At 63.5% G+C, this 22,073-nt stretch carries 18 protein-coding genes, 1 tRNA gene and 1 pseudogene; 13 read left to right on the top strand and 7 right to left on the bottom strand.

Annotation, left to right across the window (positions count from 1 at the left end; translation table 11 throughout):
- Positions 1-7: 7 nt before the first annotated feature.
- The 8 genes and pseudogenes from EOE18_RS06365 (at position 8) to EOE18_RS06330 (ending at position 7,876) form a co-directional block, all read left to right on the top strand.
- Positions 8-322, top strand: a complete 315-nt coding sequence (locus EOE18_RS06365; protein ID WP_127707329.1) for a VirB3 family type IV secretion system protein — start codon at positions 8-10, stop codon at positions 320-322.
- Positions 295-2,576: pseudogene (locus tag EOE18_RS06360) on the top strand (VirB4 family type IV secretion/conjugal transfer ATPase); the annotation flags it as partial. The gene EOE18_RS06365 and the pseudogene EOE18_RS06360, both read left to right, overlap by 28 nt.
- A complete protein-coding gene (locus EOE18_RS06355) occupies positions 2,560-3,699 on the top strand; it encodes a type IV secretion system protein (RefSeq protein WP_127707321.1) in 1,140 nt (379 codons plus the stop codon). The pseudogene EOE18_RS06360 and the gene EOE18_RS06355, both read left to right, overlap by 17 nt.
- The gene (locus EOE18_RS06350; RefSeq protein ID WP_127707319.1) at positions 3,696-4,376 is read left to right on the top strand and encodes a VirB8 family type IV secretion system protein; all 681 of its coding nucleotides are present in this window, start codon (positions 3,696-3,698) and stop codon (positions 4,374-4,376) included. The genes EOE18_RS06355 and EOE18_RS06350 overlap by 4 nt, the downstream gene beginning before the upstream one ends.
- Positions 4,373-5,059, top strand: coding sequence for a TrbG/VirB9 family P-type conjugative transfer protein (locus EOE18_RS06345; protein ID WP_127707317.1), 687 nt, complete (start codon positions 4,373-4,375; stop codon positions 5,057-5,059). Before EOE18_RS06350 ends, EOE18_RS06345 begins: the two co-directional genes overlap by 4 nt.
- Entirely contained in the window at positions 5,056-6,153 is a 1,098-nt protein-coding gene (locus EOE18_RS06340; RefSeq protein WP_127707315.1) for a TrbI/VirB10 family protein, read from the top strand. Before EOE18_RS06345 ends, EOE18_RS06340 begins: the two co-directional genes overlap by 4 nt.
- Positions 6,150-7,100 (top strand): P-type DNA transfer ATPase VirB11, encoded by a 951-nt coding sequence (gene virB11, locus EOE18_RS06335; RefSeq protein WP_127707313.1) that lies wholly within the window; start codon positions 6,150-6,152, stop codon positions 7,098-7,100. Before EOE18_RS06340 ends, virB11 begins: the two co-directional genes overlap by 4 nt.
- The gene (locus EOE18_RS06330) at positions 7,088-7,876 is read left to right on the top strand and encodes a sulfotransferase family protein (RefSeq protein ID WP_127707311.1); all 789 of its coding nucleotides are present in this window, start codon (positions 7,088-7,090) and stop codon (positions 7,874-7,876) included. The genes virB11 and EOE18_RS06330 overlap by 13 nt, the downstream gene beginning before the upstream one ends.
- Positions 7,877-7,882: 6 nt before the next feature.
- Here EOE18_RS06330 and EOE18_RS06325 read toward each other — a convergent pair whose 3' ends face one another.
- Together EOE18_RS06325 and EOE18_RS06320 are read right to left on the bottom strand one after the other, a co-directional pair.
- A complete protein-coding gene (locus EOE18_RS06325; RefSeq protein WP_127707309.1) occupies positions 7,883-8,818 on the bottom strand; it encodes an autotransporter outer membrane beta-barrel domain-containing protein in 936 nt (311 codons plus the stop codon).
- Positions 8,815-11,067 carry an ATP-binding protein gene (locus EOE18_RS06320; protein WP_127707307.1) on the bottom strand — a complete coding sequence of 751 codons (2,253 nt, stop codon included), beginning with the start codon at positions 11,065-11,067 and terminating at the stop codon, positions 8,815-8,817. The genes EOE18_RS06325 and EOE18_RS06320 overlap by 4 nt, the downstream gene beginning before the upstream one ends.
- Positions 11,068-11,620: 553 nt before the next feature.
- Here EOE18_RS06320 and EOE18_RS06315 point away from each other — a divergent pair.
- From EOE18_RS06315 to EOE18_RS06300, 4 genes are all read left to right on the top strand, one after another.
- Positions 11,621-12,370: a response regulator gene (locus EOE18_RS06315; protein ID WP_127707306.1), complete on the top strand. Its 750-nt coding sequence runs from the start codon at positions 11,621-11,623 to the stop codon at positions 12,368-12,370.
- A gap of 45 nt (positions 12,371-12,415) precedes the next feature.
- A complete protein-coding gene (locus tag EOE18_RS06310) occupies positions 12,416-13,003 on the top strand; it encodes a TetR family transcriptional regulator (protein ID WP_127707304.1) in 588 nt (195 codons plus the stop codon).
- 389 nt (positions 13,004-13,392) lie between these two features.
- Complete coding sequence (locus EOE18_RS06305; protein WP_246027288.1) at positions 13,393-14,469, top strand: GGDEF domain-containing protein; 1,077 nt, start codon at positions 13,393-13,395, stop codon at positions 14,467-14,469.
- A gap of 195 nt (positions 14,470-14,664) precedes the next feature.
- The gene (locus EOE18_RS06300) at positions 14,665-16,917 is read left to right on the top strand and encodes a putative bifunctional diguanylate cyclase/phosphodiesterase (protein WP_127707302.1); all 2,253 of its coding nucleotides are present in this window, start codon (positions 14,665-14,667) and stop codon (positions 16,915-16,917) included.
- Positions 16,918-17,091: 174 nt separating this feature from the next.
- Here EOE18_RS06300 and EOE18_RS06295 read toward each other — a convergent pair.
- The 5 genes from EOE18_RS06295 to infA all read right to left on the bottom strand — a co-directional run bounded on the left by EOE18_RS06295 (position 17,092) and on the right by infA (position 19,255).
- A tRNA-Phe gene (locus EOE18_RS06295) sits at positions 17,092-17,167 on the bottom strand.
- A 99-nt stretch (positions 17,168-17,266) separates the two neighbouring features.
- Positions 17,267-17,446: a DNA gyrase inhibitor YacG gene (gene yacG / locus EOE18_RS06290; protein WP_127707300.1), complete on the bottom strand. Its 180-nt coding sequence runs from the start codon at positions 17,444-17,446 to the stop codon at positions 17,267-17,269.
- Positions 17,443-18,411 carry a ribonuclease E/G gene (locus EOE18_RS06285; RefSeq protein WP_342772641.1) on the bottom strand — a complete coding sequence of 323 codons (969 nt, stop codon included), beginning with the start codon at positions 18,409-18,411 and terminating at the stop codon, positions 17,443-17,445. The genes yacG and EOE18_RS06285 overlap by 4 nt, the downstream gene beginning before the upstream one ends.
- A 5-nt stretch (positions 18,412-18,416) precedes the next feature.
- A complete protein-coding gene (locus EOE18_RS06280; RefSeq protein ID WP_246027287.1) occupies positions 18,417-19,001 on the bottom strand; it encodes a Maf family protein in 585 nt (194 codons plus the stop codon).
- A gap of 8 nt (positions 19,002-19,009) precedes the next feature.
- Positions 19,010-19,255 (bottom strand): translation initiation factor IF-1, encoded by a 246-nt coding sequence (infA, locus tag EOE18_RS06275; RefSeq protein ID WP_127707296.1) that lies wholly within the window; start codon positions 19,253-19,255, stop codon positions 19,010-19,012.
- Positions 19,256-19,498: 243 nt separating this feature from the next.
- Between infA and EOE18_RS18440 the strand changes: the two genes are divergently transcribed.
- Complete coding sequence (locus EOE18_RS18440; protein WP_164852674.1) at positions 19,499-22,048, top strand: TonB-dependent receptor; 2,550 nt, start codon at positions 19,499-19,501, stop codon at positions 22,046-22,048.
- The last annotated feature ends 25 nt before the right edge of the window (positions 22,049-22,073 follow it).

The following is a 22,073-nucleotide window of genomic DNA, read 5'->3' as shown; positions in this document are numbered from 1 at the left end:
CCTTCATATGGCCGAGGGTCGCGGCGCGACACCGGAAACGGAACGTCTGGTGCAGGCGCCTCTGTTCGTGGCGCTGACCCGTCCGCAGATGCGGGCGGGCGTCACCTATCCCTTCTTCGTCATCAATGCGGTTATCACCACAGAGGCCTTCCTTCTCATCCGCAGCCCATGGGTGCTGGCGCTGGCTCTGGCGCTGCATGGGGTCAGCGTTGTGATGGGGCGGGAGGAACCGCGCTGGATCGACCTGTGGCTTCTCCGCCGCATGCGCTGCCCGCGCGTGGGCAATTTCGCCTTCTGGCGCTGCAATTCCTACCGGCCATGACGGACGCTGCCCGACCCTCCTTTGCGAAAGAGGCCTGCGCGGGATCGCGCCTGCCCTATTCGCATCATGTGGATGACACCACCCTGGCTCTGCGCGATGGCAGCCTGTGTCAGGTGATCAGGCTGGACGGACTGCTGTTTGAAACGGCCGAAACGGGGATGCTGAACCATCGGCACATGTTGCGCGAGGCTATGCTGCGGGCGGTGGGTTCCCCAAGGCTTGCGCTATACCACCACATCCTGCGGCGGTGGGTGCAGCCAAGGCTGGGCGGCACGTTCCCCGATGCGTTCAGCGCAAGGCTGGACGCGGCATGGCAGGCAAGGCTGGCCACGCGGGAGCTTTATGCCAATGATCTGTTCATCACCATCCTGCGCCGTCCGCCTGCGCTAAAGGGGTTTTGGTGGAGGCATAGCGCCACGGATCAGGCCACCGAACGGCGCGCGCTTCATGCCGCCAGCGATCAGCTGCTGGCTGCGCTGGCTCCCTATGGCGCGCGGCTGCTGGGCGTTTACGATACGCAGCATGGCCCTTGCAGCGAGGTGCTGGAGTTTCTCTCCGCGCTTTACCATGGCCCGCTGGGGCCGGTGCGGCTGCCCTATGGCGATGTGGGGGAATATCTTCCCCAGTGCCGCGTCAGCTTTGGCGCGGATACGCTGGAATTGGGCAGCGGCGCGGATCGCCAATTCGCGGCGATGGTCTCGGTGAAGGATTATCCGGGCCAGTCCATGCCGGGTATGCTGGATGATCTGCTGCGCCTGCCTTGCGCCATGACGATCAGCCAGAGCTTTGCCTTTGTCGAGCGCGGGCAGAGCCTGTCGCGCATCAATCTGGCCATGCGGCGGATGCGGGCGGCCGATGACGAGGCTTTGTCGCTGCGGGCTGATCTGGCGCTGGCCAAGGATGATGTGGCGGCTGGCCGCGCCCTGTTTGGCGAGCATCATCTGACGCTTTGCCTGCGCGGCGATAGTCAGGCGCAGGTGGACGCCCATGTGGCCGAGGTGCAGGCGGCCTTGGGCGATCTGGGGCTGGTGGCGGTGCGCGAGGATGTGGGGCTGGAGCCCGCCTTCTGGGCGTAATTCCCCGGAAATTTTGCCTATATCGGGCGGCGGGCGCTGATCAGCACCGCCAATTTTGCGGCCTTTGCCAGCGGGCATAATTTCCTGCTGGGCCGTGCCGACGGGGCGCTGGGCTGGGGGCAGCCGGTGGCCTTGTTTGAAACCACGGCGGCGGGGCCCTATTATTTCAATTTCCACGCCAGCGGCGATGCGGGCGAACTGGGCAATTTCACCGTGATTGGCCCCAGCGGCTCGGGCAAGACGGTGATCGTCAATTTCCTGCTGGCACAGGCGCGGCGCTTTGCCCCCCGCATTGTGTTTTTCGACAAAGATCGCGGCGCGGAAAGCTTTATCCGCGCGCTGGGTGGCCATTATGCCGCCTTGCGGCCCGATACGCCCTGCGGCCTCAATCCCTTGGCCATGGGTGATACGCCCGCCAACCGCGCCTTCCTGTGCGATTGGCTGGCCTGTCTGGCCGGTGGCTTGCGCGATGGGGCCGAGGGGCAGGCCTTGGCCGAGGCGGTGGCCGCCAATTTCGCAGCGCCGATGGCCCTTCGCCGCTTGCGCCATTTCGTCAGCCTGCTGCGGGGAGGGGAGCGTCCCGCCAGCGGCGACCTGTTCGACCGCCTGCGCCCGTGGTGGGGTGAAGGGGATCGGGCTTGGCTGTTCGATCATGAGGCCCATGCGACCGGTGACGGGCTGGACCTTGAGCAACCCACGCTGGGCTTTGACATGACCATGGTGCTGGACGCACCGGCCCTTCGCACGCCGGTGATGATGTATCTGTTCCACCGCGTGGATCAACGTCTGGACGGCACCCCCACTATCATCGTGGTGGACGAGGGTTGGAAGGCGCTGGACGACCCGCTTTTTGTTCAACGCATCCGTGATTGGCAAAAAACCATCCGGAAGCGCGGCGGGTTGCTGGGCTTTGTCACGCAAAATGCCGAGGACGCCCTGTCCAGCCAGATCGCGGGCGCGATTGTCGAGCAGACGGCAACCCAGATTTTCACCCCCAATGCCAAGGCGCGGGCGCAGGATTATCAGGGCGGCTTTGGCCTTACCCGCCACGAATTCGACCTTTTGCGTGCCCTGCCGGAAAATTCGCGCTGCTTTCTGGTGAAGCAGGGTGGGGAAAGCGTGGTGCTGCGGCTCGATCTGGGGGCGAGCGGGCGCTGCTCGATGTGCTGGCCGGAAGGCATGGCCCCATGCTGCGCGAGGTGGCGTGATGGGGGCTTGCGCGCCTTTGTCGCTGGGGGATGGCGCTTTGTTGACCCCGTTTTGGCCAGCGTGGATTGCCATGTGGCGGGCATGGCGCAGGCGGGCTGGAGCGCGCTGGGGGCGCAAGGCTGGCTGACTGGGCTGATGGTGCTGGCGGTGGCGGGTGTGGGCTATCGGTTGGCGCTGGGGCACCGGTTGGGCTTGGATGGCGCGTTGGGGCTGGTGCTGCGTTTGGGGCTGGTGCTGGCGCTCACCACGCAATGGGCCGCGTGGGAGGCGGTGGTCTATCGCATGGCGCTGGAGGCGCCGCAGGATTGGGCGCTGGCCTTGATGGGGGAGCAGGCGGGCGGACTGGTTCAACGCTTGGACAATTTGAGCAGCGCCCTTTCGGCATGGTCCGCCGAAGGGCAGGCCGCTTTGCCCCAAGACCTGCGCGAGGCTCTGCGTTCGACGCAGGAGGTTATGCTGGCGGGCGCGCTCGGCGCTCTGGTGGCGCAGAGGCTGGTGCTGGGCGTGTTGCTGGGGCTGGGCCCTGTGTTTGCGGCGGGCCTGTTGTTTGCCGGTACGCGTGGGCTGGTGCTGGGCTGGCTGCGGGCCATGCTGGCCGGGGCGGTGCTGCCTTGCGTGTTGGTGGTGGAACTGGGCGTGGTGGAGCCTTTGGTCGCTGGCCTGAACACGATTGATCCTGCTGTGGCGGGCGCGCAAGTGCCGATGTTGCAGGCTTGCGTCTGGGGCTTTGGCTTGGCCTTGCTGCTGGTGGCGGGGGGCGTTGGGCTGGCGGCAATGGCGCTGCGCTGGCCGGATAGCGCCCATGCGCCGGTGCCGCAGATCGAAGCGCCCGCGCCGCAAGCGCCAGCACTATCGGAACACCGCATCGACAGGCTGGTGCAAGCCTTCACCCGCAGCGAGCGCGCTGCTGTTCATGGATCTCGCCTTGCCGTTCTGCGCAGGACTGACGCCGCGCCCCATGTCCTGCCTTTGGGGCAACAGGCCCGCCTGATGGCGCCGGAGCCGGTTCTTTCGGCCTCTCCACCTGCCGCATCGCAAACCCGCCAAAGCCGCCGCAGCGCTCTGGCCCAGCATAGGGATCGCAAAGCATGAGCGCCCCCGACCACACCCGCGCCGACTATTACGCCGCCGCGCAAAACTGGGCGCAGGATCGGGAAGCCGCGCGACGCCGGTCATCAAGGCTGGCCTGGAGCGTGGCGGGACTGGCCTGTGCCGTGGCGGGGCTGGAGGCTTTGGCGCTGGCCTCGCTTGCGCCGTTGAAAACCGCCGTGCCCTATACGCTGCTGGTCGATAGCGACACCGGCTTTGCCCAGATGGTGGAGGGCACGCAGACCCCCAGCATCCAGCCTGATGAGGCGCTGGAGCAATCGCTGCTGGCGCAATATGTCGTGGCGCGCGAGGGGTATAGCGCCGGTAACTTACCCGAGGCCTATCGCAAGGTGGCGCTGTGGTCGGGCGGCATGGCGCGGCGCGATTATCTGGCGCAAATGGCGGCCAGCAATCCGTCCAGCCCGATCACGCTTTATGGCCGCAAGCGGCAGGTCAGTGTGCAGGTGGCCAGCGTCTCGCCGCTGGGCAAGGGGCGGGCGATGCTGCGCTTTTCCACCATACTGGATGGCGAAAACCCACGACCTTGGGTGGCGATCATCCACTATCATTTCGCCACGCCGCCTGCGGGATTGAATGACCGTTTGCTCAACCCGCTTGGCCTGCAAATTACCGAATATCGCCGCGATCAGGAGGCGCCTATCGTGGCGGCCCAGCCATGAGGCGGGTGTTGGCGCTGATAGCCCTGCTGGCGCCGGTGGCCTCCATGGCCGAGGTGGTGCCCCGCGCGGGCGGGTGTGATCCGCATATCCAGACAGTCGCCTATGACGCCAATGAAGTGGTCGCCCTGCGCGTGGCCAGCGGCTTTGCCTTGACGGTTCGTTTTGCTGCGGATGAGCGGATCGAGACCGTCACTTTGGGTGATCCGCAAAGCTGGAGCGTGCAGACCAACCATCGCGCCGATACGCTGGTTATCAAGCCTTTGCTGCCCGCTGGCGTCACCAATCTGACCGTGGTGAGTGATGCGCGCACCTACGCTTTCGCGCTCTATGGCACCGCGGCGGGGGAGGGCGTTCAGGCTTATCTCCTGACCTTCACCTATCCTGCGCCGCCTGTGCCCAGCACGCCTGCCCTCGCCGCAGCCACCTATCGCCTCAGCGGAGACAAGGCCTTGTGGCCGGTGGAATTGAGCGATGACGGGCACTTCACCCGCCTGCGCTGGGCGGCGGGAGTGCCCATGCCTGCGGTCTATCGTGTGGAGGGTTGGGGCAGGCGAGCGCTGGTGAACGGGGCGCTGCGCGATGGGGCCTATGTGGTGGAGGGCGTGTTCCCCCGTCTGATGCTGGTGCTGGGCGGGCAGAGCGCGCAGGTCCGGCGCGCTATGGCCAAGGAGGATCGGCCATGAGTGAGGATATGCGCGATATCCGCCCCCAAGTGGCCTTGCCGAAACAGGGGCTGCCCTTGCCGGTGATGGGCGGTATGTTGGCCGCGCTGGCGCTGGGTCTGTTTGTGACGCTGGAGCGGCATCGGTTGGCACCGGAGGCCAAGGCCGCGCCGATGCCGGAACGCGTGGCACCTGTGCCGGAATTGTCCGCCTTGCCCCTGGCTGATGCGCCGGAAACCAAGCCCGAGGCCCCCCGCAACGTGGTGGCCTATTCCGAGCCTTTGCGCCTTTTCCCGCCCGCCAATCCGCGCGGGACACCATGGCAGCCCTATCGCCAGACCTCTGGTCAGATCGCGTTGGAAGACATGCCTGCGCCCACTTCCGGCATTGCGCCGCAACCTGTTTCCCGTCCGTTACCACCTGCTCGCGCCTCCATGGCGGCGACGGTGGCGGCCAATGGCGGGGCTTTGACCATTGACCTGACCGGCGGCGCATCTGTGCGGGGGCAGGGGGTGAACCAAGAGGATGAGCCTGTCCGCGCCACTTTGATCACCGGTTGGGCCAGTGTGATTGCGCAAGGCACCATCATCGCCGCCGTGCTGGAAACGCCGCTCAATTCTGATCGCCCCGGCATGGCCCGCGCTTTGGTGACGCAGGATGTGCGCGGTTTTGACGGCAGCCGCGTGTTGATCCCGCGCGGCAGCCGCTTGATCGGCGAGTTCAAGGCCGATGCCTCGGCGGGCAAGAGGCGGGTGTTTGTAACTTGGGGGCGGCTGATCAGGCCTGATGGCGTGGCGATCCGCATTGCCTCGCCTGCGACCGATGCGATGGGCGGGGCGGGCGTGGCAGGCTCGGTCAACACCCATGCCGCGCAGAGGCTGGCCAATGCGGTGCTGCAATCCGCGCTCAGCGTGGGCGTGAATGTGGCCAGCGCGGCGGCGATCTCCTCGGGCGGAACGGTGCTTTATGGCATGCCCTTGAGTGGCAGCGCGGTGGGGCAGCAATTGGCGCCATCGGTGGATCGTCCCGCCACGGTAAAGGTGCGCGAAGGCAGCGAGATTGCCGTGCTGGTGGCGCGCGATCTGGACTTTGCCGGTGCGCCGGTGCTGCCATGAGCCTGTCCTATCTCGACCTCTGGTTGGCCCCGCTCAGGCCCTGGCTGGATGATCCGGCGGTGACCGACATTTGCATCAACCGCCCGGGCGAAATTTGGGTGGAGCGGCGCGGGCAGACGATGGAATGCCTGAGCCTGCCTGAAATGGATGGGCGCTGGCTGTGGCATCTGGCGCGGCAAATCGCCAGCCAGAGCGATCAGGGCATCAGCCGCAGCCATCCCTTGCTGTCGGCCAGTTTGGGCGAGGGGGGGCGGGTGCAGATCGTGGCCCCGCCTGCCGCCATGGACGGGGTGGCGCTGGCCATACGCAAACATGGGGTGGGGGCACTGTCGCTTGACCAGTGGGAGCAGGTTGGTTCCCGACCAACGCCGATGGTCTGGCCCGCCGACCGCACGGCCATGCTGCGGCAAATGGTGCAGGCGCGTCGCAACATTCTGATCTGTGGCGGCACGTCCAGCGGCAAGACCACGTTGATGAACAGCCTGTTGGCGCAGATCCCGCCGCTCGAAAGGCTGGTATTGATCGAGGATGCCGCCGAACTGACCCCGCCCCATGTCAACCAGTTGCGCCTGATCGCGTCGCGCGGCGGGCAGGGCGAGGCGCGGGTGGATGTGGAGGATTTGCTGCAAGCCAGCCTACGCCTGCGTCCCGACCGCCTGCTGCTGGGCGAGATACGCGGGGCCGAGGCCTATAGCTATTTGCGGGCCATCAACAGCGGCCACCCCGGTTCGATCAGCACCATCCATGCCGACAGCCCGCAAGGCGCGCTGGAGCAATTGGCGCTGATCCTGTTGCAGGCGGGCTCTGCCATGCGGCGAGAGGATATTCTGGCCTATTTGCGCAGCGCCATCGACGCCGTGGTGCTGGTGGAGCGCAGCGGTGGCCAGCGCCGGATCAGCGAAATTCTTATAAAACAAGCAGGGGAGCACAAACTATGCGCCGCATAGAAGTCTTTGTCGCGGGTGCCCAAAAGGGCGGCACCACCACCATGCATGCCTATCTGCGCCAGCATCCGGCCCTTTCGCCGCCAAGCCAGAAGGAACTGCATGTTTTTTATAATGAGGCGCTGGACTGGTTCAGACCCGCCGATATTCAGATCGACCGGTTTTATGGCGCCGAGGATGAAGGTCGGATGCGCTTTGACGCCACGCCGATTTACAGTTTCTGGCAGCCTTCACTGCGCCGTATTCGCGCGTATAATCCCGATGCCAAGTTGATTTTCCTGTTCCGCGATCCCTTTGCGCGGGCATGGTCGCATTGGTGCATGGAATATGCGCGCGGCGCCGACACTATGCCCTTTGCCAAAGCCATCCGCGAGGGCCGCCGCCGCATGTCGCCGCAGGACCCGCTGGGGCAGGCGATGCGCGTCTACAGCTATGTCGAGCGTGGCTATTACGCCCGACAGGTGATCCGCGCGCTCAGCCTGTTCCCGCGTGAAAACCTGCTATTCCTGAAATCGGAGGACTTCGCCTATGACCACATGGCCACACTGAACCGCATCGCCGATTTTCTGCGCATCGATGCTTTCAGCTATATGTCCGAATTGCGCGAGAATGCGCGGCCTGCGGTGGCCTATCCCAGCGTGCCCACCATGGCTGACCGCGCCTTGGTACAGGCCGAACTGGCGCAGGACATTGCGGCCTTTGCCTGCCTGACCGGTCTTGATGTGCGCGAATGGGATGGCACGGTGGACATGCCCGCTTTGCCGGTGGCCGCTGAATGATCGGGTTTAAAACGCCAGCCGAAACCCGCCCGATGCGGTAGTCGCATTGCCCGCCAACGCCTTCATGCTGCGGGTCGCGGTTAATTCCAGACGCAGCGATGGGGTCAGGCGGAAGCCTGCATTGCCGGTAATTTCCCCCCAGCCATCGGCATAATGGCGGGTGGAAAAGCTCTGGTCCTCAGAATCCATCGGGGGCACCACCAGCACTGACAGGCCATTGTTGGTCACGCGCCAGCTGGCGCCCACGCCAACATAATGCTGTCGGTTGCTGCCAAAGGCCTTGTCCAGTCGCATTGAGGCCATGCCGGTCCAGGCAATCTCACGCGATTCATAATCGGGCCAGAATTCGACATTGGGCGAAGGGCGCAGCAAGCGATCGTGGGCATAGGTGCCGCCCACCGTGGGGGTCAGATAGAACCCTTTGCCCAGAGGCAGGATTTTGCCCGCATCAAAGCCGAAGGAGACATAGGGGCTGCCGGTGCTATTGCTGCGGCGCGGGCCTTGGCTGGTCTGGATCTGGCCGTAATGTTGCCAACCCCAACTGGCCCAGACATCGAATACCCAATTGTTGAAATTGCCGCCGGTGCCCACCGAACCCACCAGATAGGTGGAGGGCAGCGCGGTATCGATCTGTTCAATGGTGGAGCGATAGGCGGTAAGCGCTGCGCGGCCATACATGCGGCCAAAACGCCGGTTGAGCGCCGTCGCGGCGAAAAGGCCCGAAGGCCCCGCATCGCGCTTGGCATAGCCGCTGGTCACTTCGGCCAGCCATTGCGGGCCTTGCTGAACTGTCGTCGTCTCGGCTTGCGGCACAATTTGCGCCTGTTGCTCGGTGGCGGCGGGCACGGATACGACATCGGCATTGGCGGTCGTCTGCGTGGTTTGCGCAAAGGCGGGGTTGGCGGACAAGGCCGCCGCCAACAACAAGCAGGACCGGATCATGCCGCGCGCCGAACCCCGCCCATCACGAGGGGCAGGCTGACGCTGGCGACAAAGCCATCCTCGCGGCGGCCCAGCACGACATCGCCACCATGCGCGCGCGCGATCGAGCGGCAGACCGCAAGGCCAAGCCCGCTACCCGGCTTGCCCGATTTGCGGGCGGCTTCGGTGCGATAGAAAGGTTCGAACACGTGATCCCATTCATTTTCCGGAATGCCGGGGCCGGAGTCGATAATTTCCGCCACAGCCTCGCCATCGCGCAGGGATAGGCGAACGCGGGCCTTTTCGCCATATTTAACCGCATTTTCCAGTAAATTGCCCAGCAGGCGGCGGATGCCGACCGGATCGACCTCCACGGACAGATGCGCGCTGGTTTCCAGTTCGATCCGTCCGCCTACCAATTGCGCATCCTTGACCGAACCTTCCAGCAATTCGGCCAGATCGACCGTCTCGCGCTTGCCCGGCGTGGAGGCATCGCGGATGAAGGCCAGCACATGGGCGATCATCGCCTCCATCTCGGTCACTTCTTTCAGGATACCCTCGCGCTGTTCATCGGGCACATCCTCCACGCGGAAACGCAGGCGGGTGAGCGGGGTGCGCAGGTCGTGGCTGATCGCGCCCACCATGGCGGTGCGATCATCGACAAAGGCGCGCAGGCGAAAACGCATCAGGTTAAAGGCATAAGCCGCGCGGCCAATTTCGGCAGGGCCCGACAAAGGCATGATCGTGGCCGAAGGGTCGCGGCCCAAGGCTTCGGCGGCTTGGGCAAAGCCTTCCAACGGGCGCACGATACGGCGGGCAAACAGCCATGCCAGCGGGCTGACAATCGCCATGGAGGCGATGAACCATGCCATCACCTGCATTTGCCAACGGTTGGGGAAGGGTTCTGGGCGCGGGGCGACCGCAGTCCAGCTTCCATCCTTCTGCCGCACAGCCGCGATGAAATCACCCTCGATAAAGGGCGGCGTGGCCAAGGTGAGCAGGCCACTGGTTTCGTGGCGGAAGGGGATGGGCTGCGGTTTGGCGGTGGGCGTCACGGAGGCAGGCTTGGCCATGGCGGCTTGCCCCATGTCGGTGTTGACCAGACCGCCCGAAGGCAGGCGCGGGCTGGGCAGGCTAAGCGCGGCATCGGCGTCAAAACTGGCGCGTGGCAGGGGGCTGGGATCGGCGGCGGGCAGCGAGGCCGTCGGCGTGGGGATCGGGGTGGCGACCATGCCAACAGGTCCCATCGGGCCAATCGGTCCGATGCCTTGCTGGGCCATGCCGTTTTGCGCCATCATGCCCATGGCTTGGCCCATGCCGCTGATGCCCATGGGGCCGTTTGCTCCCCCTTGGCCGGACAGGCCTGCATTGCCATTCGCGCCCGAGGAGGCGCCGCCGCTGGTGATCGCTTGCAAAGATGTGCCGACGATTGTCGCCTTTTGGCTGCTGCCGACGCTGGTGGTTGCAGCATTGCTGTTGCTGGTCAGATTGTTGCCAGCGGCATTGGATGCGGAACTGTTGGGCGTACCGGACATGCGCCCAGCGGCCATGGCCGCCGAAGGTCCGCCAGCGCGTGGGCCAATGCCAGCGGGCATGGAGCCACCGGTGACGCCAGAAGGCATTCCAGCGACGGGGCTGCCAACAGGGCCACCGGCATGGCCGCCGGGGAAACCGCCACCGGGGATGCCGCCCTTGGGCGCGCCGCCGGGGAAACCTCCACCCGGAAAGCCGCCGCCGGGGAAACCGCCACCGGGGAAGCGTCCGCCCTGCATCGGGCCGCCGGGCAAGGTGCCGCTGCCGCCCGGACCACCGGGGCCAGTGCCCGCCTGTGCGCTGGGGATCACGGTCAGGTTGCGGTCCAAAATCTTGCGCCAGCGCAAGGGGTCGCCGCTGGCCAAGGGGCTGCGCGCGGCGGGGACGGCCACGCCGCCCACCGGCAATTGCGTGTAAAAGGCCAGCACCACCTCATGCGGCGCGCGTTGCAACCGCGTGGCCAAAGCTTCCTGAGACGTTTGCGACACCAGCCAGCCCGAGGCCGAAATGTCGGGCGGGCCTGCCATGCTCACCCGTTCAAGCCGGTCGGGCAGCGCGCCGCCGCCCAAGGCCTGCGCCACGTCATCAAGGTTCCATTGCCGCGATGGTTCGGGCGGGAATAGCACGGTCAGCCCCAGTGTTACCGCCTGTGCGCCCACCAGCGCACAGACCAGCAACGCCATCAATTGGACGCCCAGCGGAAGGCCGGAAACTTGGCGGGGTTTAAGCATGTTCATGGACTACTCCCATATTCCAGTGCCATGCCACGAAAGGAAGTTTTTGGCGAGTTTTCGCTTTGGGCAGCATACGGGTGCCGGAGGGAGCCGGTCGTCCTTGTCTTGCAGATGTGCAGCCATGGCCACAGGGGGGGGGAGGCGAGCCATGGCTCTGCAAAACGCCGACGACCGGCCGACCGGAACCGTCCGACACCATGGTCGGGTGCGACATGTGAACCATGACGCCGGACGGCCCCTTTAACACGCAGGGCAGCATGCGAACCTCCCCACGTGAACAAGTCGAGCGGCTGTAAACCCGCGCTACGCTTCTGTGCGGAGCTTTCGCCCGCCAGCAATGTGGCGCAAGGCATGGTCCCGTGAGAGGTCTCAAAGGGTTGCCGCTGCATGAGTTTGGTTTTCCGCTCCATGGTTTGCCAGTGAATTTCCCGCATGTTGCACGCAGATTGCAACATTGGCCAAAATCGCTCCGCTTTGGAAATTTTTGGCATTCGGGTGAAACGCGGCGGCCAAACAGCATTTGTAATTTGGTGCCATGAACGTAAAACGCCTCCCCATGGACCTTGAAACCCGCATCCTTATCGTTGACGACGATGAAGGCATCCGCACGCTGATCTCGGAATTTCTGGGCAAGCATGGTTTTGCCACGGCCACGGCGGCCGATCCGATCGAGATGCGCGAGATGTTGGCGCGCGATGCCTATGATCTGATCGTGCTGGACGTGATGATGCCGCGTGAGGATGGTTTGACCGCGCTGCGCCATCTGGGGCCCGATGCTCCGCCGGTGATCATGTTGTCGGCGGTGGGCACGGATGTGGACCGGATTGTCGGGCTGGAAATGGGCGCGGATGATTATCTGGCCAAGCCCTGCAACCCGCGCGAATTGCTGGCGCGTATCCGCACCGTTCTGCGCCGCCATGAAAAGGTGGCGGGCGGCGAGCTGGCCAAGGCGGCCAATGACGATCACCCCAGCGAGCCTAATTCGGGCGAGAACCTGCATTTTGCCGGTTGGCGGATGGATCTGGGGCTGCGGCTGCTGTTCGATCCGGAAAGCCGGTTGATCACGCTTTCCGATGGCGAGTTCCGCCTGTTGCGTGCCTTTGCCGAACATCCGCGCCGCGTGTTGACGCGCGATCAATTGCTGGAATGGTCGCGCGGCGAAGAGACCGAGCATTATGACCGCGCGATTGACGTGCAACTCTCGCGCCTGCGCCGCAAGCTGGCGGGTGGGCGTGGCAGCGAGGATATTATCCGCACCGTGCGCAACGAGGGCTATTTGTTCGTGCCTTCGGTAACGCGGGACTGATCCTAAAATTCTGGCATCATGGCCTGCCTTTGCTAGGGTAGGCCCATGGACCAGAGCCCGAGCAGCGCAATCGAAGCCACCTCCACCGCCCAGCGCCTGTTGCTGGCCGCCGAGCAATTGGTGGTGGGCGAGGGCGTTCATGCGTTGAGCGTGCGGCGGATTGCGGGATTGGCGGGGGTCAATTCGGCGCTGATCCGGTATCATTTTGGTGGATCGGACGGGTTGCTGCGTGAATTGGCCCTGCGTAATGCGTCAAGGATTGCGCAATCGCGGCAGGATTTGCTGGAGCAGGGCGCCGGTTTCGCCCAGACGGTCGAGGCCCTGATCCAGCCTTTATGGGCCACGGCCGCGATGGGCGAGGATTACCGCGCCATTGTCGTGCTGGATGAAATCTTCTCCCGCGCCACTGCGCCACTGCGGCAAGAAATCTGGGCCCTGTTTGCCGATGGCGTGGCGCAGGTGGCGGCAAGGCTTGGCGAGGCTTTGCCAGAGGTATCAAGCGATGTGCTGCAATGGCGGATCCGTTTTGTGACCGCTGCCGCGCTGGATGTACCGCCGCGCGGGGGACGGGTGAGGGATGATTCTCGTCTGGAGCAATTCCGTCAATTTGCCATTCACGCCCTGCGCCCATGAAGCGCGGTAAAAAGGCGTAGGTTTTTTTCGTTAGCGGCGATTTTACCCGCTCCCCTGCCAATTGGTTAGCGGCAAGGGCGGTTTTGCGTGATTGGCCGCTGATCCGGAGCTGGTAAGTGGGGGAAAGAGCCTTCCACTAACACATGATAACACCTAGCAATTTTCCCTGATACAGTGCGTCTGGCAACCGCAGGCACCAGCTATGGAAATCAGATTGTTAGCGATGCATTCTCCGCAGAATTGCTGGGTTTTGGCGTGATGTGAAGTGAAGCTTTACCCTTTGCCTGTGTCGAATACGCAAAAAGCGAATAAATGGGGGTTAAGCGGTCAAGGTTAAGACGAGCGCAACAGCAGCGAACGCATTTCGCGTGAACCTAAGGATAATAATCTTGCGCTTGTTCAGAATGGGGGCGGCAGCAACTGCAGAAACCGCGTCGACCGACGCGGCCGCGACAACCATCTCGCTGGAAGATGCCAGACGCGAGCAATTGCTCGACCGCATCCGCGAGTTCTTTCTGGAAAACCGGTTGGAAGTGACGGCAGACAATCTGCTGACCGCCCATGCCGCTTTTTCCGGTTCCTCGCCTCGTCTCGCGCGCAAATTTGGGGTCATGCGCGAAGAGAACCGCGAGATTACGCAGGAATGGCTGGAAGAAATTCGCGCCAGCAATGATGATGGCGACCGTCCGGCCAACAAGGCCGAGGCGATGTTGGCGCGGCTCAACAGCGGGCTGGAAGGGTTCAGCAAGGCGACCAGCAGCGCCCGTGCCGCCACGGGCCAATATCAGTCGGCCTTGGAAGAGCATGCGTCCAATCTGGTGCAGGCCGACGCGACCGGCGTGATGATCGCCAGCCTGGCCGATTTGACCCGCACGATGATCGAGCGCACCAAGGCGATGGAAGAAAGCATGCGCAAGAGCGAGGAAGAAGCCTCGACCCTGCGCAAGAGTCTGGAACGCGCCCAGCGCGATGCCCAGATCGACCATCTGACCGGTCTGCCCAACCGTCGCGCGTTTGAAGGCGTGCTGGAAACCAATTACCGCGAGGCGCAGGCCAATATCGAGGCGCTGAGCGTGGCCTTTTGCGACATTGACCATTTCAAGCGGATCAATGACACCCATGGCCATGAAACCGGCGACCGCGTCATTCAGGCCATCGGTTCGGTGTTGCAGCGTATTTCAAACGAGCGTTGCCATGTTGCCCGTCACGGAGGCGAGGAATTCGTGATGCTGTTCCGCGGCATGTCCCCGCGCGAGGCGATGGAAAAGCTGGACGATGCGCGCGAGCAATTGTCGAACCGCAATTTCGTCAACCGCAAGACCGACGAGCCGATTGGCGGGATAACTTTCTCTGGCGGCGTGGCCGATGTGTTTGGCTACTCCGACCCAAGGGCTGCCTTGGAAGCGGCCGATGCCGCGCTGTATAAAGCCAAGCGCGGCGGGCGAAACCAGATCTGCATCGCGTGACAAGAAAGGCCGGTTTTGGTGCAAGCCAGAGCCGGCTTCATGCATTTGGCAAGTTTTCCTCGCGGTTATTACGTGGGGCTCTCGCGCAAGCTTTGGCAAGCCGTTGAAGCTTAAAGAAATCAGGGTCATGCGGCAACAGTTAGGGCGCCTGCGCGCCTCCCCAGCCTGTGGGGTCAGCTTGTGGGGTATGTGTAGATGAAAAGCGCGAAGGCGCGCCAGAACCGCTTGATGGGTTCGGGCCTGTTCCGGCCGGTTCTGGTGTTGGCAGTGGCAGTGTTTGCCGTTTTGGCCTTGGTCATCACGGTGATGGTGCACCAGTTTGATTCTGTGTCGCGCCAACAGCAGCAGCAGACGGCGCAACGCGGCTATCTCAACCGCTTTACCGAGCATACCGAACTGGTGCAGCAGCGCGTGGTGTCGGACGATGCCGTGCGCCATCTGGCGATCCGCTTCGATCCGCAATGGGCCGAGCATGATCTGGCGCATTATTACCACGACCGGAACGCGGTGAGCGACCTGTTCGTGCTGGATGCGCAGGACAAGTTGCAATTTTCCGCCCATAATGGCGTGGCGATCCCCACACCCGCTATGCCCGCCCCGATTGCGGAGGCTGTCGCCGACATATTGCCCGAATTGCGGCAGGCCGAAGGTGCTCGTCCTCAGCCTGTACCCGATATGCCTTTGCATGCATCCCTGTTGCCACCGGTGCAGCGGACCAACATCACGATCCATAATGGTCGCGTCTATATGGTCGCGCTGACTCTGGTGCAGCCCGATTTTGGCCGTGCCCAATTGCCCGCCCGCCATGCGCCGGTGGTGGTGACGGCCATGCCTTTCGATAAACGCCTGCTGGAACGGTTCGGCGCGAGGCAGTTGGTGACCGATCTGGCCATTGGCATCGACCTGCGCGAGAGTGATGAACGCGCGACCTTGCCGCTCTATGACGCGCGCGGGCGGGCGATTGCGGCGCTGAGTTGGCATCCGCGCAAACCGGGCAGCGATTTGCTGGTCAATCTGCAATGGCCCCTGGCTTCCATGCTGCTGATCCTGTTGCTGCTGGGCGGCATCTTGCTGCGCGAAGTTACCCGCTATGCGCGCGGCCTGATCCTGTCCGAGGCCAAGGCGCGCCATCTGGCCTTCCATGACACTTTGACCCAATTGCCCAACCGGGCCTTGATGTTCGAACGATTGAACCAGATGCGTTCCTTGTCCAACCGGCAATCGCTGGAAGTGGCCGTGCATTGTCTGGATCTGGACCGGTTCAAGGAAGTGAATGATACGCTGGGCCATCCGGCAGGCGATGCCTTGATCCGCGCGGCCGCGCGGCGCGTGGCGGAGCTGGTACGGGATACCGATACGGTGGCACGCATCGGCGGCGATGAATTTGTCATCCTGCAACCGCATACGGGCGCCAACGGGGCCTCGCTGTTGGCGGAAAGGGTGATCAGCGCGCTGTCACGCCCGTTCGATATTGATGGCAATTCGGTACAGATTGGCTGCTCTGTCGGTATTACGCTGATTTCGGATCCGACCGCCCCTGCGTCTGAAATCGTCCGTCAGGCTGATCTGGCGCTGTATAGTTCCAAGGAAAAGGGGCGTAACTGCGCCACCTTCTTCGAGCCGGAAATGGATGCCGCATTGCGGATGCGCCGCCAGATGGAAGTCGATCTGCGCGAGGCTCTGGCGCAGGACCAGCTGCATATGGTCTATCAACCGCAGGTGGACGCAACGGGCAGGATCATGGGGGTCGAGGCGCTGGTCCGTTGGAACCACCCGACCAAGGGGCCGATTCCCCCCAATGTCTTTGTGGTGCTGGCCGAGGAAAGCGGGCTGATCTCGCAACTGGGCGAGTTTACCGTGCGCCGCGTCTTTGCCGAAACGCGCGAATGGGTTGGTCTGCCGGTGGCGATCAATGTGTCCGCGCTACAATTGCGTTCGCCCAGCTTTATGGCGGCGGTGACGCGATTGGTGGCGGAAAATGCTATTGATGCGCGCAATTACGAATTCGAGATCACCGAAACCGTCTTGCTGGGTGATGATGCCGCCACGCGCGACAATATCATTATGCTCAAACAGGAAGGCTTTACCATCGCGCTCGATGACTTTGGCACGGGCTATTCCAGCCTGTCCTCGCTCCAGCGTTTCTCGGTCGACAAGATCAAGATCGACCGCGCCTTTGTGCGCAATCTGGATGGCGGTTCGGCCGATTCGGTGACTTTGGTAGAGGCGATCATCAAGCTGGCCAAGGCGCTCAATCTGGGCGTGATTGCCGAGGGCGTGGAAACCGTGTCCCAGCGCGATTGCCTTGTGGCATGCGGCTGCGAGCATTTTCAGGGCTTCCTCTACTCGCGTCCATTGCAGGGGGACACGCTGGAGCAATTGGCGGGCAGCGGGCAGGCGCTGGGACCCAAGGTGGCGCCGACGGAAGACCCGCGCGGGTTGGTGTGACGGCTTTGGGGGTATTGGGGGGGATTGGGTTTGGGGAATTAACAGATACCCCCAAAAATACCCCCAACAGCACCGACGGACGCAAAGGTCGCGCGGCCTTGTTGCAATGGACAAACAGCCAGTAGACTGGCTTTGCAGTATATTGTTTGGGGGAGGGACAACAGCCTTAAGCTGTGGTGCCCGGGGACGGGATCGAACCGCCGACACCGTGATTTTCAATCACGTGCTCTACCAACTGAGCTACCCGGGCATCTAACCATTTCAGCTATTTAGTGAAGCTTTAGAAGCTCACCGTCGCTGCGGTCCGGCGCCTATGGGGGAGGGTGGCGACTTTGGCAAGAGAAAAAATTCAGTCATGGAAATTTTCTTCATCAACCGCCGGATTTACGGGCTCTGCGGGCAGGGCATAGCCTTCGGACAACCACTGCATCAGGTCGCGGTCGCGGCAACGGCTGCTGCAAAAGGGGCTATGCGATTCGCTGCGGGGCTTGCCGCAGATGGGGCATTTGCGAAAATTGCTGTTCGTCATGCGGCAATGGCCTGCGCGAATCCGGCCTCGGGCGCAAGTGTCTCGTCATGCTGCCAGATCAGGCGGCGGCCGGTGCGGCGCGCCAATTCCTCGCGCCAGTTATCGGGGATGGCGGCGTCCACCATGGGGTTCAGCCGGATCAGCAGGCTGCCTGCCTCATCCACCCTTTCCGCGCGGCGCAGCACCATGCGGGCGGCAGCGGCCAGCCTTTGATGATGCAGGCGGGCGAGCAGTGAGGGGCGCTCCAGCCTCGACACGATCTGGGCAAAGCCGAAACCATTCATCGCGGTGCGCTCATGCGGCCAATCGTCCAGCCCAGCTTGCAGGGCAGCGTCCACCGCCTGCCGGTCAGCCTTGGCCTCCAGTGTGGGGAAATCTATGCCCACAGAGCCGCCCAGATCCATTCTGCGCACCGTTCGCGCCACCGCCTGCGCGGCGGCCAGCGCCAGTGCCGGTGGGGGCAGGGCGCCATCCACGTCGATCACCGTCATGGCAGGCGTGGGGCACAGCACCAGCGAGCCACCGGAAAAGCTGACCGTTCCGCTCCAAGCCTCTTCCCACACATCTTCCCACTGGCCGGCGGGAAAGCGGCGGACAATTTCGGCGTCCAGCACTTGCGCCAGCCTGGGGGCGGGGCGGGGATCTTTATCGGTAGGGCGGGTATGGGCCAGTTTGAATCGCCCCGTTTCGGCCAAAGCCGCGCGGGTGACCATCACGCGCAAGGGCGCGCCTTGCGAGGCCTCGCGCGGCAGGCGGTCGACCAAGGCCTCCTCGCCATGGCTTAGGCGCACTATGCCGCGCTTGGAGCCTGCGTGGCGTATAATAAGCGTGGCTTCGTCGATCAGCCCCGGCGCAGCGCGGCCAGTGGCCGAGGCCGGCCAATCGAGCTTGGCCGCCAAAACCTCACCGCCGGACACCAACAGGGCGCGGTCTTCGCCAATGCCCTGCTCCACCAGCCAGCGCATGATGTTTAACCCAGCGCCAGACCGGCAGCGCGCAGCAAGGTGCGGGTTTCGTAAAGGGGCAGGCCCATCACGCCCGAATGGCTGCCCGCAATCGATCGGATCAGCGCTTCGGCGCGGCCTTGAATGGCATAGCCGCCCGCCTTGCCCAAGCCTTCTCCGCTGGCGATATAGGCTTCGATCTCATCCTCGCTCATCCGTTTGAAGGTGACGATGGTTTCGGACAGGCGGCTGCGGGCGCGGCCATCGGCATCGATCACGCAAACCGAGGAGATGCATTGATGACGGCGGCCCGACAGCAGTTGCAGCATCTGGCGCTGTTCTTGGGGCGTTTCGGCCTTGGACAGGATGCGGCGACCAACAGCGACGGTCGTGTCACCGGCCAGCACAATCTCGCCAGCCTCCAGCGCCACCGCCCGCGCCTTTTCCTGCGCCAGACGCAGGGCGTAGGCGCGCGGGCGCTCCCCCTTTAACGGGGTTTCGTCAATGTCGGGGCTGGCAATGCGGGCGGGTTCCACCCCCAAACGCCCCAGCAATTCCCGCCGTCGCGGCGAGGACGAGGCCAGCACCAGCGACAGTGTGGGATGCGTCATGATGTCGCTCAATAGGGGCCGGGGCCGCCACGACCGGGCATAAAGCGATAGGTGATCCGGCCCTTCGTCAGATCGTAAGGGGTCAGTTCCACCAGCACTTCATCGCCCACCAGCACGCGGATGCGGTTCTTGCGCATCTTGCCAGCGGTGTGGCCAAGGATTTCGTGGTCATTTTCCAGACGCACACGGAACATGGCGTTGGGCAGCAGTTCGACCACCTGGCCGCGCATTTCGAGAAGTTCTTCTTTTGCCATCCGGGATTTCGGTTCTCTGTATCAACTTGTAGGGAATGCGGCGCGCCATAGCGGCAACTGTGCCAAAAGGAAAGCCCAAGCTGGCCTGCCGTTTATAGGTTGGTTACATTTGATACACACCCTGTCGCAACCATGCGACAATATTATACAATGCTGCGCTTGCGAGGAGGCCTCGCCTCCTGCATTCCCGCCCTGCGATGACGGGGCGCCCATAGGCATGCCCTGTTTCAGGGAGTTCCTATTTTGTCGAAGCTGTCACTCATTCCTGTCTCCTTGGTCTGGGCCTTGGCCGCCGCGGGCGCGCCTGCCTTGGCGCAAGCGCCCGCGCCCGAACTGGCCGCCGCACCGCCGGTGGATGCCACGGCCACGGACGAGACGGCCCTGGCCCATGCTGCAGGCGGCGGGGCCGATGCCACCGATCCGACCACCAAGGGCAAGAAGCAGGAAATCGTGGTGATCGCCGACCGCATCAAAGGTCAGGTCGACGCTCCGCAAAAGCCGATTGCCGAATTTAGCGAGGAAGACATTGCCGCCTATGGCGTCTCCTCGGTCAGCGACCTGCTGGACGCGATTTCGCCGCAAACCGGCAGCGGGCGCGGGCGCGGTTCGACGATGCCGGTCATTCTGGTCAATGGCCAGCGGATCACCAATTTCCGCGAAATGATGAATTATCCCCCCGAAGCGATCCGCAAGGTCGAAGTGCTGCCCGAGGAAGTGGCGCTGCGTTTCGGCTATGGCCCCGATCAGCGCGTGGTGAATTTCATCCTGAAGGATAATTTTCAGGCCCGTTCGCTGGAGGCGGAATATAGCGGTTCGGATTCGGGCGGCACTGGCACGGCGCAGGGCACGGCCACCTTGCTGCGCATCGACCATGGCAAGCGTTTGAACCTGACCGCCAAGGCGGACACCACCTCGCGCCTGACCGAAGGCGAACGCGGGGTCAGTCAGGGCACGCAACCGACCGTTGCTAGTGACCCCAAGCCCGCCGATTACCGCACTTTGGTGGCGTCCAAGCAGAATTATTCGCTCAACGGCACGCTGACCGCGCCGATCGGTAAGGGTGGTCTTGATGGCAATATGACCATCAACGGCCTGTTCAGCCGCGCCGATAGCGAGAGTTGGTCTGGCCTCAACACCTATACGCCCAGCAGCGGCGTAGTGCGGACCTTCGCGGGGCCCCTGACCACCAACACCCGCACCGATACCTATTCGGCGGGGGCGGGGCTGAACCGCAACCTGCTCAATTGGAACCTGTCGGCCACGATGGATGTCAGCCATGTCGAGGCCTCCACCGTGGTGGCCAATCGCGTGACGGACAGCGCGGCGCTGGCGGCGGCGTTGGCTTCGGGCACCTCGCCCAGCGGTGGTTACACGACCACGCGCAGCAACACCGATACCGTCTCCAGCATGGTGACGATTGTGGGCCGTCCGGTGCAATTGCCAGCGGGCAAGATGGCGGTAACGGGTAAGCTCGGCTTTGCCTATAGCGCGCTGGCCGGTTCCAGCGATGCGGTGGGGGCTGTGTCCAGTTCGCTGCGGCGCGGTGACGCTTCGGCGCAGGTCAATCTGGGCATTCCGATCACCAGCACCCGCGAGCAATTTGGCGCATTTCTGGGCGATATTTCGGCCAACCTGTCGATTGGCGGCAATCGCCTGTCCGACTTTGGCTGGCTGACCAACTGGAATGGCGGGCTCAACTGGAACATCACCACCAAGCTGGGGCTGCAGGGCAGCTACCTCTACAGCGAGGCGGCGCCTTCGCTGTCGAACCTCGGATCGCCCTTGGTGGTGACCTATAATGCCTCGGTTTACGACTTTGTGAAGCAGCAGACTGTGCTGGCCACGGTGACCACCGGCGGTAACAGTGCCCTGCAGCGTGAGCGCCGCAATGACATCAAGCTGGGCCTGAACTGGACGCTGCCGGGCTTGCAGGATTCCACGCGATTGGTGGTGGAATATTTCAACAACCGGTCGAACAATGTGACCTCCGCCTTCCCGACCACGCTGACCAGCGATCTGGAATCGGCCTTTGCCGGCCGTGTGACCCGCAACAGCGCAGGCGTGATCACGGCGATTGATCGCCGCGCGATCACTCTGGCCGAAACGCGCGATGAACATATCCGTTGGGGTCTGAACATCGGCGGCACGCTGGGCAAGGAAATCAAGAGCACGCGCGGCGCCTTTGGTGGACCGATGGGTGGGCCTCCTCCGGGTGGCGGGGCCGGTGGGCCTCCTCCGGGCGGTGGTGCTGGTGGCCCTCCGGGTGGCGGTGGCGGTCCCGGTGGACCCGGAGGCCCTCCCGGTGGCAAGCAAGGGCGGTTTGAAGGCCGCTGGAACATCTCGCTCTATCACACGGTCAATTTCGTGAACCGCGTGTTGGTGGCGGAAAACGGGCCGGTGCTGAATCTGCTGGGCGGTGACACTTTGTCGGCCAGCGGCACGGCACGCCACTCGCTCGAAGGCGAGGGCGGCTTCTTCTACAAGGGCTTTGGTGCGCGTTTCAACGGCACGTGGACCGCGCCGACCCATGTCGACAGCGGCACCACCGATCTGCGTTTCGGCGCCTTGTTCAAGGTGACCGCACGCCTGTTCGCCGATCTTGGGCAGCAAAAGTCGCTGGTGGAAAAGGCGCCCTTCTTCAAGGATACACGCGTGTCGATTGGCGCCAAGAACCTTTTCAACCAGCGCCAGCGCGTGACCGACCAGAATGGCAATACGCCGACCAATTATCTGCCCGCCTATATGGACCCGCAGGGCCGCATTCTGAACATCGAATTCCGCAAGATGTTCTGACAGGTTGGGGAGAGGTCTTGCGAGG

It is taken from the genome of Novosphingobium umbonatum, assembly GCF_004005905.1.
GTDB lineage: Bacteria > Pseudomonadota > Alphaproteobacteria > Sphingomonadales > Sphingomonadaceae > Novosphingobium > Novosphingobium umbonatum.
This window is presented reverse-complemented; position numbering and strand designations above follow the sequence as displayed.